General features: G+C 73.0%; 14 protein-coding genes. 5 read left to right on the forward strand and 9 right to left on the reverse strand.

Going from position 1 to position 13,900, the window contains the following annotated elements; all coding sequences use genetic code 11:
* Positions 1-101 (reverse strand): biotin carboxylase N-terminal domain-containing protein (locus ACFV2X_RS23950; RefSeq protein WP_158786612.1); only part of this gene is annotated, 101 nt, incomplete at its 3' end.
* Positions 102-500: 399 nt separating this feature from the next.
* On the opposite strand from ACFV2X_RS23950, the gene ACFV2X_RS23955 reads away from it, so the two are divergent.
* Positions 501-983 (forward strand): hypothetical protein, encoded by a 483-nt coding sequence (locus tag ACFV2X_RS23955; protein ID WP_385619741.1) that lies wholly within the window; start codon positions 501-503, stop codon positions 981-983.
* Between the two features lie 62 nt (positions 984-1,045).
* Here ACFV2X_RS23955 and ACFV2X_RS23960 read toward each other — a convergent pair whose 3' ends face one another.
* From ACFV2X_RS23960 to ACFV2X_RS23995, 8 genes are all read right to left on the reverse strand, one after another.
* Positions 1,046-1,663: a Maf family protein gene (locus ACFV2X_RS23960; protein ID WP_385619742.1), complete on the reverse strand. Its 618-nt coding sequence runs from the start codon at positions 1,661-1,663 to the stop codon at positions 1,046-1,048.
* Between the two features lie 133 nt (positions 1,664-1,796).
* A complete protein-coding gene (locus ACFV2X_RS23965) occupies positions 1,797-3,014 on the reverse strand; it encodes an FtsX-like permease family protein (protein ID WP_385619744.1) in 1,218 nt (405 codons plus the stop codon).
* Entirely contained in the window at positions 3,011-3,742 is a 732-nt protein-coding gene (locus ACFV2X_RS23970; RefSeq protein WP_385619747.1) for an ABC transporter ATP-binding protein, read from the reverse strand. The genes ACFV2X_RS23965 and ACFV2X_RS23970 overlap by 4 nt, the downstream gene beginning before the upstream one ends.
* Positions 3,739-5,511 carry a hypothetical protein gene (locus ACFV2X_RS23975; protein WP_385619749.1) on the reverse strand — a complete coding sequence of 591 codons (1,773 nt, stop codon included), beginning with the start codon at positions 5,509-5,511 and terminating at the stop codon, positions 3,739-3,741. The genes ACFV2X_RS23970 and ACFV2X_RS23975 overlap by 4 nt, the downstream gene beginning before the upstream one ends.
* A 98-nt stretch (positions 5,512-5,609) precedes the next feature.
* On the reverse strand, positions 5,610-6,104 hold the full coding sequence (locus ACFV2X_RS23980; RefSeq protein WP_385619751.1) for a hypothetical protein: 495 nt from the start codon (positions 6,102-6,104) through the stop codon (positions 5,610-5,612).
* Between the two features lie 406 nt (positions 6,105-6,510).
* Complete coding sequence (mmpB, locus tag ACFV2X_RS23985) at positions 6,511-6,642, reverse strand: morphogenic membrane protein MmpB (protein WP_014177193.1); 132 nt, start codon at positions 6,640-6,642, stop codon at positions 6,511-6,513.
* 173 nt (positions 6,643-6,815) lie between these two features.
* Positions 6,816-7,022 (reverse strand): acyl-CoA carboxylase epsilon subunit, encoded by a 207-nt coding sequence (locus ACFV2X_RS23990; RefSeq protein ID WP_319695883.1) that lies wholly within the window; start codon positions 7,020-7,022, stop codon positions 6,816-6,818.
* Positions 7,023-7,060: 38 nt separating this feature from the next.
* Positions 7,061-8,656, reverse strand: a complete 1,596-nt coding sequence (locus tag ACFV2X_RS23995; protein ID WP_385619754.1) for an acyl-CoA carboxylase subunit beta — start codon at positions 8,654-8,656, stop codon at positions 7,061-7,063.
* 174 nt (positions 8,657-8,830) lie between these two features.
* On the opposite strand from ACFV2X_RS23995, the gene ACFV2X_RS24000 reads away from it, so the two are divergent.
* The 4 genes from ACFV2X_RS24000 (at position 8,831) to ACFV2X_RS24015 (ending at position 13,890) form a co-directional block, all read left to right on the forward strand.
* Positions 8,831-9,718 (forward strand): biotin--[acetyl-CoA-carboxylase] ligase, encoded by an 888-nt coding sequence (locus ACFV2X_RS24000; protein WP_385619757.1) that lies wholly within the window; start codon positions 8,831-8,833, stop codon positions 9,716-9,718.
* Positions 9,719-9,924: 206 nt separating this feature from the next.
* Entirely contained in the window at positions 9,925-11,202 is a 1,278-nt protein-coding gene (locus tag ACFV2X_RS24005) for an adenylate/guanylate cyclase domain-containing protein (RefSeq protein ID WP_385619759.1), read from the forward strand.
* A gap of 283 nt (positions 11,203-11,485) precedes the next feature.
* Positions 11,486-12,949, forward strand: a complete 1,464-nt coding sequence (locus ACFV2X_RS24010) for a cytochrome P450 (RefSeq protein ID WP_385619761.1) — start codon at positions 11,486-11,488, stop codon at positions 12,947-12,949.
* Positions 12,950-13,050: 101 nt separating this feature from the next.
* A complete protein-coding gene (locus ACFV2X_RS24015; RefSeq protein WP_385619763.1) occupies positions 13,051-13,890 on the forward strand; it encodes an enoyl-CoA hydratase/isomerase family protein in 840 nt (279 codons plus the stop codon).
* Positions 13,891-13,900: the final 10 nt, after the last annotated feature.

Here is a 13,900-nt window from a genome sequence, read left to right on the forward strand (position 1 = left end):
GGATCGGCGTAGACCGCAACACTCGCGATCCCGGCATCCCGACAGGCACGGGCAACGCGGACCGCGATTTCGCCACGATTGGCGATGAGCACCTTGCGCACGATGGCTCCCTCCTTGAAACAAGCCGAGTTTAGGTACTGGCGACACCCCAAGCCGAGAAGAACTCGGGCGTGAGGTTGACCACACGGAGCGTGAACCCTGCCGAGAAGAGGCAGCCGACTCCCCCGTCGTTCCACGGTACGCCCGGTTTTTCGGGCCGCAGGGCGGTTCGCGTTGTGGCCGGGTTCACCGGTGGACGGGGCGGCGGTCCGGCGCGTTTCTTTGTGGAATCCCTACGAACGGAGGGCGGAAACTTTGCCGCGGCGTTCCGGTCGTACAAGTGTGTTCGCGCCCCCTTGTCGGAGGGCTTACCCGTTAGTAGCGTTCGCGATGTCGAACCTTCGATGTCGAACCTCTCGGAGGGACGGCCCCGAACCGGTGCAGCGGAAGAGGTGGGCGGGGTGGCGCGCAGACCCGTGGCCGTGGTGACGGCCGTGATGCTGATCGTGGAGGCGGCCGGGATAGCGCTGCTCAACTGGATCCTGGGCCTGGTGGTCGACAGGCAGCAGATGTCCCTGGCCGGCCTCGACACGGACGCGATGTCGATCGGCACATGGGTCGCGGGCGGGCTCTTCGGCCTCTACCTGCTGCTGTGCGCCCTGGTGCTGCTGCGCGCCGGCGTACGGGACCGCGCCCCCGGGCGCGTGGCCCGCATTCTGCTCATCACCTGCGCGGTGGTGCACGCCCTGGTGGGCGCCTTCGTGGTGGGCCTGGTCGGCTGGACGGCCTTCGCGCTGATGATGGTGATGCTCGGCCTGATCGTGCTGAGCCTCCTGTCGTACGACGAGTCGGCGGGCGCGGCCGAGCCCGACGCCGCCGCCCCGGGCACCACGGGGGCCCGGGGCGCCTCGGGCGGGGACGCGCCGCATCCGGATCCGGCGTGAGGGGCTGAGGGCCGCCGGCGTTCTGCCCGTCCGGGGATGCGGCCCGGGGTCACTGCCCGGGGTCACTGCCCGGCGTCGGCCCACAGGTCGGTGATGCTCACGCCCAGCTCGGCCAGGAGCCGGCGCAGCAGCGGCAGGGACAGCCCGATGACGTTGCCCGAGTCTCCCTCGATCCCGTCGACGAAGGGCGCCGAGCGCCCGTCGAGCGTGAACGCGCCCGCCACGTGCAGGGGTTCGCCGGTGGCGACGTACGCCGCGATCTCGGCGTCGGTCGGCTCGCCGAAGTGGACCGTGGTGGAGGCGGTGTCGGAGGTGCGGCGGCCGGTCGCCGTGTCGATCAGGCAGTGCCCGGTCCGCAGCACGCCGGAGCGGCCGCGCATGGACTTCCAGCGGGCGGTGGCCTCCTCGGCGTCCGCGGGCTTGCCGAGCGCCTGCCCGTCGAGCTCCAGCACCGAGTCGCAGCCGACGACCAGTGCCCCGGCCGCCTCCGGAAGCGCGGCCACGGCGCCCGCCTTGGCCTCGGCCAGTATGCGCGCCAGCTCGGCAGGGGTGTCGGCGCTCAGCGCGTCCTCGTCCACACCGCTGACGATCACCTCGAACGCCAGCCCGGCCTGGCGCAGCAGGGCCCGGCGGGCGGGGGAGGCGGAGGCGAGGACGAGGGTGCGCTGCGTGTCAGTCATGCGCCCAGGGTAGGCGGCGGCCCTTGCCCCCCCACCCGCCCCTTCCCGCAGCATCGACTTGCGCCCGACTCGCGCGCGAGGCAGAGGGGCACGCCGGGCGGCCGAGGGGCACGCCGGAGCCGAGGGCTGCCGCTCACCACTCGCGGACCGCGTCCGCCGGGGGGAGGCGGGCCGCGCGTCGGGCCGGGAGGCAGGCGCCCAGGACGGTGACCGCGATGGTGAGCAGCAGGACTCCGCTGAGCGCGGTGGCGCCGGGGAGGGGGACTCGGTCCGTCAGGTAGGGGCCGAGGTCGGGGCGGTCGCGTAGGCCGGCGGCGGTGGCGGCCGCGCCTGCCATGCCGAGGGCGGCGCCGAGCGCGGCGCCGCACGCTCCGACGACGGCCATCTCGGTGATCAGCATCGCCAGTACGGACCGGGTGCGGAAGCCGACGGCCTTGAGGATGCCGATCTCGCGTACCCGCTGCCGGGCCAGTGCGCCGGTGACCACCAGTGCGCCGATGAGGGCGAGCAGGCCGAGCACGACGAGGAGGATCCGGCCGGTGGCGCGGATCAGCTTCAGGACCCCGGGCAGCGCGGTCATCTCCTGCTGCAGGCTGGCCGCGGAGTAGCCCTTGGCCTGGACGGTGTGGAGCACCTTGCCGACGTGGTCGGCGGAGTCGGCCACGACGGTGATCCGGTCGTAGCCGACGGTGCGTAGGTACTGGTCCGCCGGAACACCGGCCTTGGCGGCGGCCCAGCGCACGACGGTGGCGTCGTCGGCGTAGGCCGCGTCCGGGCCGTCCAGCTGCCAGCTGGGCTGGAAGAGTCCGACGACGCGGATGTGCGCGGCGGCCCCGCGGCCCTGGCCGGCGCTTTCGGCGTGGGTGGTCTGGACGGTGATCTTCTTGCCGAGCAGCGGGGAGAGGTCGTTCCCCTGGGCGTGTTCGGGCAGCACGATCTCCCCGGGGCGCAGCGGGAAGAGCCTGGCGCGTACGGAGCGGGTGACCGGCGGCTTCAGGGCGGGGCGGGCGGTGGTCGCGTACAGCAGGGCGCCCGGCGCGCCGGGGCCCTTGTAGCCGAAGGAGACCTGGGCGCGCGGCTGTACGGAGGCCACGTGCCGGATGTCCGCGAGCCGGCGGACCGCCGTGCCGGTCAGCGGCTTGGCGCCGTGGCGGCCGGTCAGGCGCTCGACGGTGACGCTGCGGTTGGCGGTGCCTTCCTGGACGCGCTGGTCGGCGGCTTCCTGCGCGCGGCCGGAGACCGCGAAGGCGGTGACGCAGACGGCGACGGCGATGGCCAGCAGGGCGACCAGGCCGACGAAACGCCGCCACATGGAGCGCACATTGGCGGCGGCGAGGCGGTAGAAGGTCATGGCCGGGCCTCCGGCGTCGGGCTGTCGGCCGGCGACGGATCGCGGGCCTCGGGGATCACGTGGCCGTCGGTCACGCTCAGGACGGTGTCGGCGATGTCCGCGACCGCGGGGCTGTGGGTCACCAGCAGTACGGCCCGCCCCTCGTCGGCGGTCTCGCGGAACAGCCGCAGCATCCGCCGTTCGTTGTCGGCGTCCAGATTGCCGGTGGGTTCGTCGGCCAGCACCGTTCCCGCGCCGTTGACCAGCGCGCGGGCGAGGGCGACGCGCTGCTGCTCCCCGGCGGACAGCTCGCCGGGACGGTGGTCGGCCCGCCCGGCCAGGCCGACCCGGTCCAGCAGCTCCCGCGCGGCGCGGCGGGCGTGGTGTGCGTCGCCGGGGCGGGGGAGGGCGACATTGCGCAGGGCGGAGTGCTGCGGCAGCAGATTGGCGGTCTGGAAGACGAAGCCGATGCGGCGACGGCGCAGATCGGCGCGCTCGTTGTCGTTCAGCTGCCAGGCGTCCCGCTCCTCGATCCGTACGGAGCCGGAGTCGGGAGGCAGCAGCAGGCCGAGGATCTGCAGCAGGGTCGTCTTGCCGGAGCCCGAGTGGCCGACCAGGGCGGTGATCCGGCCGGGGGCCGGGCACAGGTCGGCGCCGCGCAGTACGTCGACGCGGTGGTCGCGCAGCGCGAAGGACTTGTGGACGGCGCGCGCTTCGGGCGGCTGGGGGAGGGGGTTCACCGGGGTCACCCGTCCGCCTCCTGTTCTCCGCCGTGCGTTCCGTTCCGTGTTCCGCTCCGCGTTCCGTTCTGCTTCGGCTCCCGTGTTCCGTTCTGCTCCTTGAGCTGTTTCTGCAGCTGCCATACGTGCCAGGTCGTCTTGAGGTCGCAGCCGCCCTCCGCGTCGGCCCGGTACAGGTTCGGCAGCCGGGGGCAGCCGCGCCGGGTGCCGATGCCGCGCGCGACGGCCTCGCGTAAGGGCGCGTCGGCCTGCCCTCCCGCGAGCAGATAGGCGCGCACCACCGTGGCGTAGCCGCTGACCGAGTCCAGCCGCTTGGGGTCGGTCGCCCACGGGCGCAGTTGCCGCGCGGTGATCCAGCGGGCGGGGCGCGGCGGCCGGCCGGTGTCGGCGAGGCCGGTGGCGAGGGTGGCGGCGGCGGTGACGTGTTCGGCGTCGTTCAGGGGCCAGGGCGTGGTCCGCGGGGCCTGGGCGGGGGCGCCGGCCCGGTCGCAGGCGAGGGCGGTGCGGGCCCACTTCTCGGCGCTGTGCGCGGTGACCGTACGGGGCACCACCTGGGCCGAGCGGCACAGCGCGGACGCGGCGGAGGTGGTGCGTCCGCCCGCGCCCGCGAGGGCGGCGGCCGCGGCGGTGGTCAGCCGGGTGGCGGGGTCGCCCGCCGCGCGGGGGGCGGTGGCCACCTTGCCCAGGGCCTTGGCGAGGCGGTCGTCGTGGGTGGGCTCGCCGGCGAGCCCGCGCAGCAGCAGGGCGTAGAAGGAGGCTTCGGGGCTGCCGAGGTAGCCGCCGGGGTCGCGGACCGCGCCGCCGGGCAGGGTGTTCGCCCGGATCCGGTCGCGCGCCTTGTCGAGGGCGGCGGCCGGGGCGCCCGCGGCCTTGGCGACGAAGGTGGCGTAGTAGAGGTCGGGGTAGCTGAAGGTGGCGGCGTTACGGCTGAGGACGGTGCCCCACACCTCGGGGTCGAGCTCGGCCTTCTGGCCGGCCGACTCCCGCAGCCGGGCGTACTGGTAGGCGTCCAGCAGCGCCTGGTACCGCTGCTTCCCGCCCAGGGAGGTGAATTCGGCGGTCTTCGGCGGGGTGACGGCGGCGAGCCGGGCCGGGACGGGGGCGTTGAGCAGGCGCAGGCCGCGGGCGACGTCCGCCGACTCGCTCAGGGTGCCCGGGTGCGCCGCGGCCTTGTGCAGCCAGGGCAGGGTGGCCCGCCGGTCGGTCTCGGTGATGCCGCCGTGGGCGCGCAGGATCTCCAGCGCGGTGGCGGTGGACGCGGCCCGGTAGGCGTTCTTGGCCAGTTGCCCGGCCGGTTCGGCGGGTTCGGTGGGCTGGGAGCGGGCGGCGCGCCGGGGCAGCGGGGCGCGGTACCAGCCGTCGGCGGTGCGCATCCGGCGTACGTCGGCGGCGTCGCGGTCGTTCAGCAGCCCGTCGGCGCCCGAGGCGGCGAGCGGGGCCAGCCAGCCGCGCCCCCACAGCGGGGAGGAGCCCAGCGCGTCCTGGCGGAAGAAGCCGGCGGTCTTGTGGTTCAGGTCGAGCCGGGGCGGGGTGCCCAGGAGCGCTCGGGTGCGCTGGGCGTAGGCGTTGTCCTGTGGCCCGGTGGGCTCGTCGCGCAGGAAGGGCGGGTAGTACAGCTGGTTCTGAGCGCTGATCAGGATCGACAGCTCTTCGGTCACCGGTCGGCGCTCGTTGCTGTCGGACGCGGCCGACTGGCAGCCCGTCAGCAGGGCGGCGGCCAGCGCGCCGGCCAGCGCGCCGGCGGCGAGCGCGGCCGCGCGGCGCGGCGGTGAGGACATGCGGAAGCTCATGGCGGCGTCGCAACTCTCGAATGTGGGTACGGGGAAAGGGCTGCCGGGCCGGATGACGGCCGGCCCGGCAGTCGGCCGGCCGTGGGTCAGAAGGCCCCGGCGTACACGCACTTCTCCGACACGAAGATGTCGGGCGTGACCTGGCCGGAGCCGCAGCTACGGGTCGAGACGTAGACCGTCGACCAGCTGGGGTCCATGGTTCCGCTGTTGTCCGCGATCCAGGCGTTGTTGTTGGTCCAGGTGACCTGGCCCAGGGAGTCGCTCTTCATCTCGAGCGTCGCCTTGGGCTCCTTGGAGATCTCGATGGACACTCCGACGCCGTGGGCTTCCAGTTCGGTGCGGTTGTTGATCCAGATGGCGTTGGGCGGGGCGTTGCCCAGCAGCTTGGCGGAGGCGGTCCAGTCACACACGTCCCAGTAGGTCGTGCAGTGCCAGGCGTTGACTTCCCACGTATCGCCGCCGGGGATCCGCCATTGGGTGGACGCGCTGGTCGCGCCGGCCGGCGAGGTGACCAGCGCGACGGCCGCCATGGCGGCCGCGGCGCTGATGGCCGCTCGCGTGATGATCAGAGATTTGCGCACGATCGCACACTCCTCGGTCGAGGCCCTTCGGGCCGATGGACCACGAGGATCATGCGCATGCCAAATCCCGCGCGGCGGAACCGCACGTCGATACAGCCGGCTTCTGCTGAGACCCCCGTGGTGTTTGCCACCGTATTGCTCGGTTGCGGTACGCGATAGTGCCTACGTCGGATACGACCTGATGAGGACTCATAGGTATGGACCGGGGGTAATGTGACCCGCTGTTCCCGTCGGTGGCTTTTGTATGGCTACGCGGCCGCGGCCAGGAGTCCTTACGGTCCGTGGGGGCGCGCTCACCTGGTCACGATGGGTGGGATTGGTGGCCGTTTGGGAGGGGTTGAAACCAATCGGGACTCAGTTCGAACAGCCTCGGCCGCAGGCCATGGGTGCGGGTTCCGGGCGCGGATCACGGCCGCAGGCTCAGCAGCACCATCAGCGTCAGGGTCGCCACCGCGAGCACCGTGCCCGCGCGGCGGAGCATGTCCTGGGCCCGCCGCAGCTCCTCGGGCGGCTCATCGGGCGGATCGGACCACAGCATGCACTCGATCCTGCGCCGTCCGTGCCCGTGGCGCCTGAGTACGCATACTCAGGCGCCACGGACGGAAGGGACAATTTCCGCGAAAAAGGTGCCGCCGCGAAAGCGGTGACCTGGGAAGGGTCGGCTCAGGTCGGTCGGTACTCGGCCCGACCGGCACTCGGCGCGACCGGCACTCAGCTCGGCCAGTACGTCGTACGCCACGCCCGTGGCCCCGGGTGTGGCACCCGGCGGGCGGGGACGGTACGAGCCGGGTCGGACCACTCCGGTGGCGCGCCCTCGCCCTGCGCGGCGGCCGCGGCGGCCGCCGCGCGCGCTTGCACCACCGCGAGCGCGGCGGCCAGCTCCTCTGGGGTGGGATTGCCCCGTACGATCTTGATCATGGAAACAGCCCTTCCTGAGGAGGGATGGGGGATGTTGCCTACAGCGGGATGTTGCCGTGCTTCTTGGGGGGCAGGCTCTCGCGCTTGTTGCGCAGCGAGCGCAGGCCCTTGACGATGTGGCGGCGGGTGTCGGACGGCATGATCACCGCGTCGACGTAGCCGCGCTCGGCGGCGATGTACGGGTTGAGGAGCGTGTCCTCGTAGTCGGCGATCAGCTCGGCGCGGGTCGCCTCGGGGTCGTCGGCGGCCGCGATGGTCCGCCGGTGCAGGATGTTGACCGCGCCCTGGGCGCCCATGACCGCGATCTGGGCGGTCGGCCAGGCCAGGTTGAGGTCCGCGCCCAGGTGCTTGGAGCCCATGACGTCGTACGCGCCGCCGAAGGCCTTGCGGGTGATGACCGTGATCAGCGGGACGGTCGCCTCCGCGTAGGCGAAGATCAGCTTGGCGCCGCGCCGGATGATGCCGTTGTACTCCTGGTCGGTGCCGGGCAGGAAGCCGGGCACGTCCACGAAGGTCAGCACGGGCACGTTGAAGGCGTCGCAGGTGCGCACGAAGCGGGCGGCCTTCTCGGAGGCGTCGATGTCCAGGCAGCCCGCGAACTGCATCGGCTGGTTGGCCACGATGCCCACCGGGTGCCCCTCGACCCGGCCGAAGCCGGTGATGATGTTCGGCGCGAAGAGCGGCTGGGTCTCCAGGAACTCGCCGTCGTCCAGGACGTGCTCGATCGCCTTGTGCATGTCGTACGGCTGGTTCGCCGAGTCCGGGATCAGCTCGTCCAGCTCCCGGTCCTCGTCGCTTACCTCCAGGTGGGCGTCGTCGGGGAAGGCCGGGGGCTCGGAGAGGTTGTTGGACGGGAGGTAGGACAGCAGCGCCTTGACGTACTCGAAGGCGTCCTTCTCGTCGCCGGCCATGTAGTGGGCCACGCCCGAGGTGGTGTTGTGCGTACGGGCGCCGCCCAGGGCCTCGAAGCCCACGTCCTCGCCGGTGACCGTCTTGATCACGTCCGGTCCGGTGATGAACATGTGCGAGGTCTGGTCGACCATGACCGTGAAGTCGGTGATCGCGGGGGAGTAGACGGCCCCGCCCGCGCACGGCCCGACGATCAGGCTGATCTGCGGGATGACGCCCGATGCGTGAACGTTTCGCCGGAAGATCTCGGCGAACAGGCCGAGAGCGACCACGCCCTCCTGGATCCGGGCGCCGCCGCCGTCGTTGATGCCGATGATCGGGCAGCCGGTCTTCAGGGCGAAGTCCATGACCTTGACGATCTTCTCGCCGTAGACCTCGCCGAGCGAGCCGCCGAAGATCGTGAAGTCCTGGGAGTAGACGCAGACCGGACGGCCGTCCACCGTGCCGTAGCCGGTCACCACGCCGTCGCCGTACGGGCGGTTCTTCTCGATGCCGAAGTTGGTCGAGCGGTGCCGCGCGAACTCGTCGAGTTCGGTGAACGAGCCCTCGTCGAGGAGCAGGCCGATCCGCTCGCGCGCGGTCAGCTTGCCCTTGGCGTGCTGCTTCTCCACCGCTCGCGCCGAGCCCGCGTGCGTGGCCTCGTCAATGCGGCGCTGGAGATCCGCGAGCTTGCCCGCGGTGGTGTGACGATCGGGAATCTCGGAGGAGATCTCAGGCTCGGACATCGGGATGCGGCTCCTGCTCGTCCTCGGGGGCTTATGGGATCAGGCCCTGAAACGGGGGTTGGCGGGCGGGAAAGGGGGCTTGCGCCGGCTGGGCTACCGGCTCGTAGCGTATCGGCGGGACTGCATGTGGGCACTGCGTCGTTGGCCACACCTCCTGACCCTAGGCTGGCCCCTATGACGCCTTCTGACACCCCGGGGAGCCCGGGAACCCCGGGCGGCCCCGGCGGCCGCTGGTCCGATCTGGAACGTCCCCCGCTGGTCGCCACCGCGCTGCGGCGCGCGCTGGTGCGGCCCGGCAGGCTGTGGACCGAGCTCGACGTGGTGCAGGCGACCGGCTCGACCAACACCGACCTGGTGACCCGGGCGGCCGCCGGGGCCCCGGAGGGCGCGGTGCTCATCGCCGAGGAGCAGACCGCCGGGCGCGGCCGGCTGGACCGCGCCTGGACCGCCCCGCCCCGCTCCGGGCTGTTCTTCTCGGTGCTGCTGCGGCCGGGTGCCGCCGGGGTGCCCACCGAACGGTGGGGGTGGCTGCCGCTGCTCGCCGGGGTCGCCGCCGCCGGGGCGCTCTCCCGGACGGCGGGCGTGGACACCGCGCTGAAGTGGCCCAACGACCTGCTGGTGACGGTCGGCGGGGAGGAGCGGAAGTTCGGCGGGATCCTGGCCGAGCGGACCGGCGACGCGGTGGTCATCGGCGTCGGCCTGAACATCTCGCTGCACGCCGACGAGCTGCCCGTGCCCACGGCCGGGTCGCTGGCGCTCGCCGGCGCCGTCTCCACCGACCGGGACCCGCTGCTGCGCGCGGTGCTGCGGTCGATCGAGGAGTGGTACGGGGAGTGGCGCCGGTTCGAGGGCGACCCCGGGCCGTGCGGGCTGCAGGAGACGTACGCGGCCGGGTGCGCCACCCTGGGCCGTAGGGTGCGCGCCGAACTGCCCGGCGGCGGGGAGCGCGTCGGCGAGGCCGTCGCGATCGACGGCGACGGGCGGTTGGTGCTCGCCACGGAGGGCGGCGTACAGGAGCCGGTCTCCGCCGGGGACATCGTGCATCTGCGCCCCGCGTCATAGCCCCTCGGGTGGCCGGAGAGCAGAGATCGCGAGAATTTTTGCGCCCCTGAGCAAAGAGTTTTCCCAGCTTCGCAGGGGAGAGTGAGCTAGGGCACACCTGACGTATCGTTGTGGCGGTCCGCCCAGTTCGGGGCGGCCGTGGGCCGGAACCGAACCGGAAGAGGGAACGGAAGGGCAGTGCGCAGGGATCGGACAGGGGGCCGCCGGTGACCGCCGACGACATGGATTCCGGCGCGGCTCCGGAGGCCGGGGCCCGGGACGCGGTCGGCGACGAGGCGACGGTCGGTGAGGCGATGGCCGGCGGGGAGACCGCGGCCGGCGAGCGGGCGGCTTCCGAGCGGGCGGCTTCCGGTGAGCGGGCGGTCGTGGATGAGGACGTCGCGGCCGACGAGGACATCCCGGCCGACGAGGACACCGCGGCCGGTGCCGACGAGATCGAGCTCGACCCCCTCTCGCTAAGGCTCGAGCAGCTGATCCTCGGGGCTGAGCGGCAGTACACCCCCTTCCAGGCGGCCCGCAGCGCAGGGGTGTCCGTGGAGCTGGCCACCCGCTTCTGGCGGGCCATGGGCTTCGCCGACATCGGCCAGGCCAAGGCGCTCACCGAGGCGGACGTGCTGGCGCTGCGACGGCTGGCCGGTCTGGTGGAGGCCGGGCTGCTGAGCGAGCCGATGGCCATCCAGGTGGCGCGGTCGACGGGACAGACCACGGCCCGGCTGGCCGACTGGCAGATCGACTCCTTCCTGGAAGGGCTCACCGAGCCGCACGAGACCGGGATGACGCGCACCGAGATCGCCTATCCGCTGGTGGAGCTGTTGCTGCCGGAGCTGGAGGAGTTCCTGGTCTACGTCTACCGGCGGCAGCTGGCAGCAGCGACCGGCCGCGTGGTGCAGGCGGCGGACGACGCGGAGATGGTCGACCGGCGGCTGGCGGTGGGCTTCGCGGACCTGGTGAGCTTCACCCGGCTGACCCGGCGGCTGGAGGAGGAAGAGCTCGGCGAGCTGGTCGAGGCGTTCGAGACCACGGCCGCCGACCTGGTGGCCGCGCACGGCGGGCGGCTGATCAAGACACTGGGCGACGAGGTGCTGTACGCGGCGGACGACGCGAGCATCGCCGCCGAGATCGGGCTGCGGCTGATCGAGACGCTGACCCACGACGAGACGATGCCCGAACTGCGGGTCGGGATGGCCTTCGGGACCGTCACGACCCGGATGGGCGACGTCTTCGGGACGACGGTGAACCTGGCCAGCCGGCTGACCTCCATAGCCCCCAAGAACGCGGTCCTGGTGGACGGCGCGTTCGCGGAGGAGCTGGGGCGGCTGCGGGCGGCCCCGGTGTCGGAGGCCCAGGCCGCCGAGGAGGCGGCCGCCGCGGAGAAGGAGGGCGAGGAGCCGCCCTCGTACCGCTTCGCGCTCCAGCCCACCTGGCAGCGGCCGGTGCGTGGGCTGGGGGTCGTGGAGCCCTGGCTGCTGACCCGGCGGGGGTGAGCCGTGGTGCTGATCCTGCGGGTCTGAGCTGGCGGTGCTGACCTTGGCGAGGCTGAGTCGGCTGCCGGGACGGTCGGACGCCGCTCGTGGTTCCGAGTACTGAGGATCTGCGTACTCCTGTGCGCAGTTCCTGTGCCTGTTCGCCGAAGGCCGGGGTGCATCCCCTCCGTCTCGCGCTAGCCTACCTGCGCGCGATGGGAGTGGATCTTGGCGATCCCGGCGGGCCCTGAGCCCGATGCCCTCGCGCTGTCGGCCTGTACCGAAGACAGAAGCCAGGAGCACTGTGAGCCAGCCTTACGAATCGGTCGCCCAGCCGACTGCCGTTCCCCCGCCGGGCTGCCCGGCGCATGCCGGCGGCACCGGAGCCGAGCCGCTCTACACGCCCGAGTTCTTCCGGGACCCGTACGCCGTCTACAAGCGGCTGCGCGAGACCCACGGCCCGCTCGCGCCCGTGGAGCTGGACCCGGGCGTCACGGCCGTGCTGTGCGTCGGGTACGACACGGCTCTGGAGATCATGCGGCGGCCCGAGATGTTCTCCAAGGATCCGCGGAACTGGCGGGCGATGAACGAGGGCCGGGTTCCCGAGGCCACTCACGCCGCGCAGTTGCTCAGGCCCCGGGCCCAGGCCGGCTGGGTGGACGGGGAGGCGCACCAGCGGCTGCGCAGCGCCATCGACGACAGCATGGGCCGGATCGATCTGGGGGCGCTGCGCGGCTATGTGGAGCGCATAGCCGACTCGCTGATCGACCAGTTCGCCGCGGCGGGCGAGGCGGACCTGATCCCCGAGTACTGCCAGCTGGTCACGATGCTGGCCGTCGGCGAGCTGTTCGGCTGCCCGAAGGACATCGCGGACCGGCTGTTCGCGGGCATGGCGCGGCTGCTGGACGGTCGCGACCCGATGGCCGCGGCCCAGGACATCGACGCGACGCTGAAGGACCTGATCGAGCTCAAGCGGGGAGAGCCGGGGCCGGACGTCACCTCCTGGCTGATCGCCCATCCGGCGCGGCTGGACGTCGAGGAGCTGGTCGAGCAGCTGCTGCTGCTGATGGGCATGTTCGTCGAGCCGGTGGCCAGTCTTGTCAGCAACGCCCTGCGGGTGCTGCTGACCGACGAGCGCTTCGCGGGGGACCTGGCGGGCGGGGGCATGCTCGTCGAGGATGCCCTGGACGAGGTGTTGTGGACCGAACCGCCGCTGGCCAACCTGGCGGTGCACTGGCCGCTGCGGGACGTCACGATCAGCGGGACGCGGCTGCGCGCGGGCGAGCCCGTGGTGATCAGCTTCGCCGGGGGCAACCAGGACGCTCTCGAGTCCTCCCAGCACAAGCAGGGAAACCGGGCCCACCTGGCCTTCAGTGCCGGGCAGCACACCTGCTCCGGCCGCAGCCAGGCGCGGCTGGTCGCGACCGCGGCCATTGAGAAGCTGCTGGACCGGCTCCCGGACATCGAGCTGGCCGTCGCCGCGGAGAAGCTGGAGTGGCGCCCGGGGCTGTACCAACGCGGGCTGACCGCGCTCCCGGTGCGGTTCGCCTCCGTCGGGGAGCCGCCCAAGGGCGCGGAGTGGGACGCCAGGCCCGAGCCGGCGGCACCGGCCCCGCAGGTTCCGGCGGCCCCGGACGTTCCGCCCGCCCCGTCGGGCCTGCCGGCCGTGGCGGAGCCCGGCGGCGCACCGGCGGACGCGGAGGCGGCCAAGCCGAAGCCGACCGGGCTGATGGGCTTCCTGGCCAGGTGGCGGCGCTCGCGCAAGTGACCGGCGCCGCCTGGCCTCCGGCCGGCCCGTACGGCGTCCGTCGGTCCGGTCGATGTCTCGTCGCCCCCGGTGCCCACTGGCCGGGGGCGGCGCGGGCTGCGATGATCCGTCCCGACGTGTTCACGGTCGTTAACCGGGAGGGTCGTGTGGATGAGCAGCGCTACGGCGAGTGGGTCGCGGTCCGGCGGGAAGGCTTCGTGGCCGAACTGGTGCTGGACCGGCCGAAGGCCATGAACGCCGTCTCCACGGGGATGGCGCGGAGCATCGCCCAGGCGTGCGCCGCGCTGGCCGGGGACGGGTCCGTACGGGCCGTGGTGCTGTCCTCCACGCACGAGCGGGCGTTCTGCGTCGGCGCGGACCTCAAGGAGCGGAACTCCCTGAGCGACGCCGAGCTGGGGCGGCAGCGCCCGCTGGCCCGCGCCGCCTACACCGGGGTGCTGGAGCTGCCGATGCCGACGGTGGCCGCCGTGCACGGCTATGCGCTGGGCGGCGGCTTCGAGCTGGCCCTGTCCTGCGATCTGATCGTCGCGGACGGCACGGCGGTGGTCGGGCTGCCCGAGGTCTCGGTCGGGGTGATCCCGGGCGGGGGCGGTACCCAGCTGCTGCCCCGCCGGGTGGGGGCCGCCCGCGCCGCCGAGCTGATCTTCACGGCGCGGCAGGTGGCCGCCGCCGAGGCCCGCGAGCTGGGCCTGGTCGACCGGCTGGTGGCGGACGGGGAGGACCGAACCGAGGCGCTGGAGCTGGCCGGGCGGATCGCCGCGAACTCGCCGGTCGGGCTGCGGGCGGCCAAGCGGGCGCTGCGGGTCGGTTACGGACTGGATCTGCGGGCAGGGCTCGAGATCGAGGACGCGGCGTGGCGGTCGGTGGCCTTCTCCGGGGACCGGGCGGAGGGCGTCGCGGCCTTCAACGAAAAGCGCACACCGAACTGGCCCGGCGAATAACCCGGGGCGG

The sequence above is a fragment of the Streptomyces sp. NPDC059679 genome (assembly GCF_042734105.1).
In the GTDB taxonomy this organism is placed as follows: domain Bacteria; phylum Actinomycetota; class Actinomycetes; order Streptomycetales; family Streptomycetaceae; genus Streptomyces.

Excerpts from the sequence above, each read along its gene's own strand:
- ACFV2X_RS23975 (WP_385619749.1), bottom strand. The coding sequence starts at position 5,511 with ATGTCCTCACCGCCGCGCCGCGCGGCCGCGCTCGCCGCCGGCGCGCTG.
- mmpB (WP_014177193.1), bottom strand. The coding sequence starts at position 6,642 with ATGCTGTGGTCCGATCCGCCCGATGAGCCGCCCGAGGAGCTGCGGCGG.
- ACFV2X_RS23990 (WP_319695883.1), bottom strand. The coding sequence starts at position 7,022 with ATGATCAAGATCGTACGGGGCAATCCCACCCCAGAGGAGCTGGCCGCC.
- ACFV2X_RS23960 (WP_385619742.1), bottom strand. The coding sequence starts at position 1,663 with ATGACTGACACGCAGCGCACCCTCGTCCTCGCCTCCGCCTCCCCCGCC.
- ACFV2X_RS24015 (WP_385619763.1), top strand. The coding sequence starts at position 13,051 with ATGATCCGTCCCGACGTGTTCACGGTCGTTAACCGGGAGGGTCGTGTG.
- ACFV2X_RS24000 (WP_385619757.1), top strand. The coding sequence starts at position 8,831 with ATGACGCCTTCTGACACCCCGGGGAGCCCGGGAACCCCGGGCGGCCCC.
- ACFV2X_RS23995 (WP_385619754.1), bottom strand. The coding sequence starts at position 8,656 with ATGTCCGAGCCTGAGATCTCCTCCGAGATTCCCGATCGTCACACCACC.
- ACFV2X_RS23965 (WP_385619744.1), bottom strand. The coding sequence starts at position 3,014 with ATGACCTTCTACCGCCTCGCCGCCGCCAATGTGCGCTCCATGTGGCGG.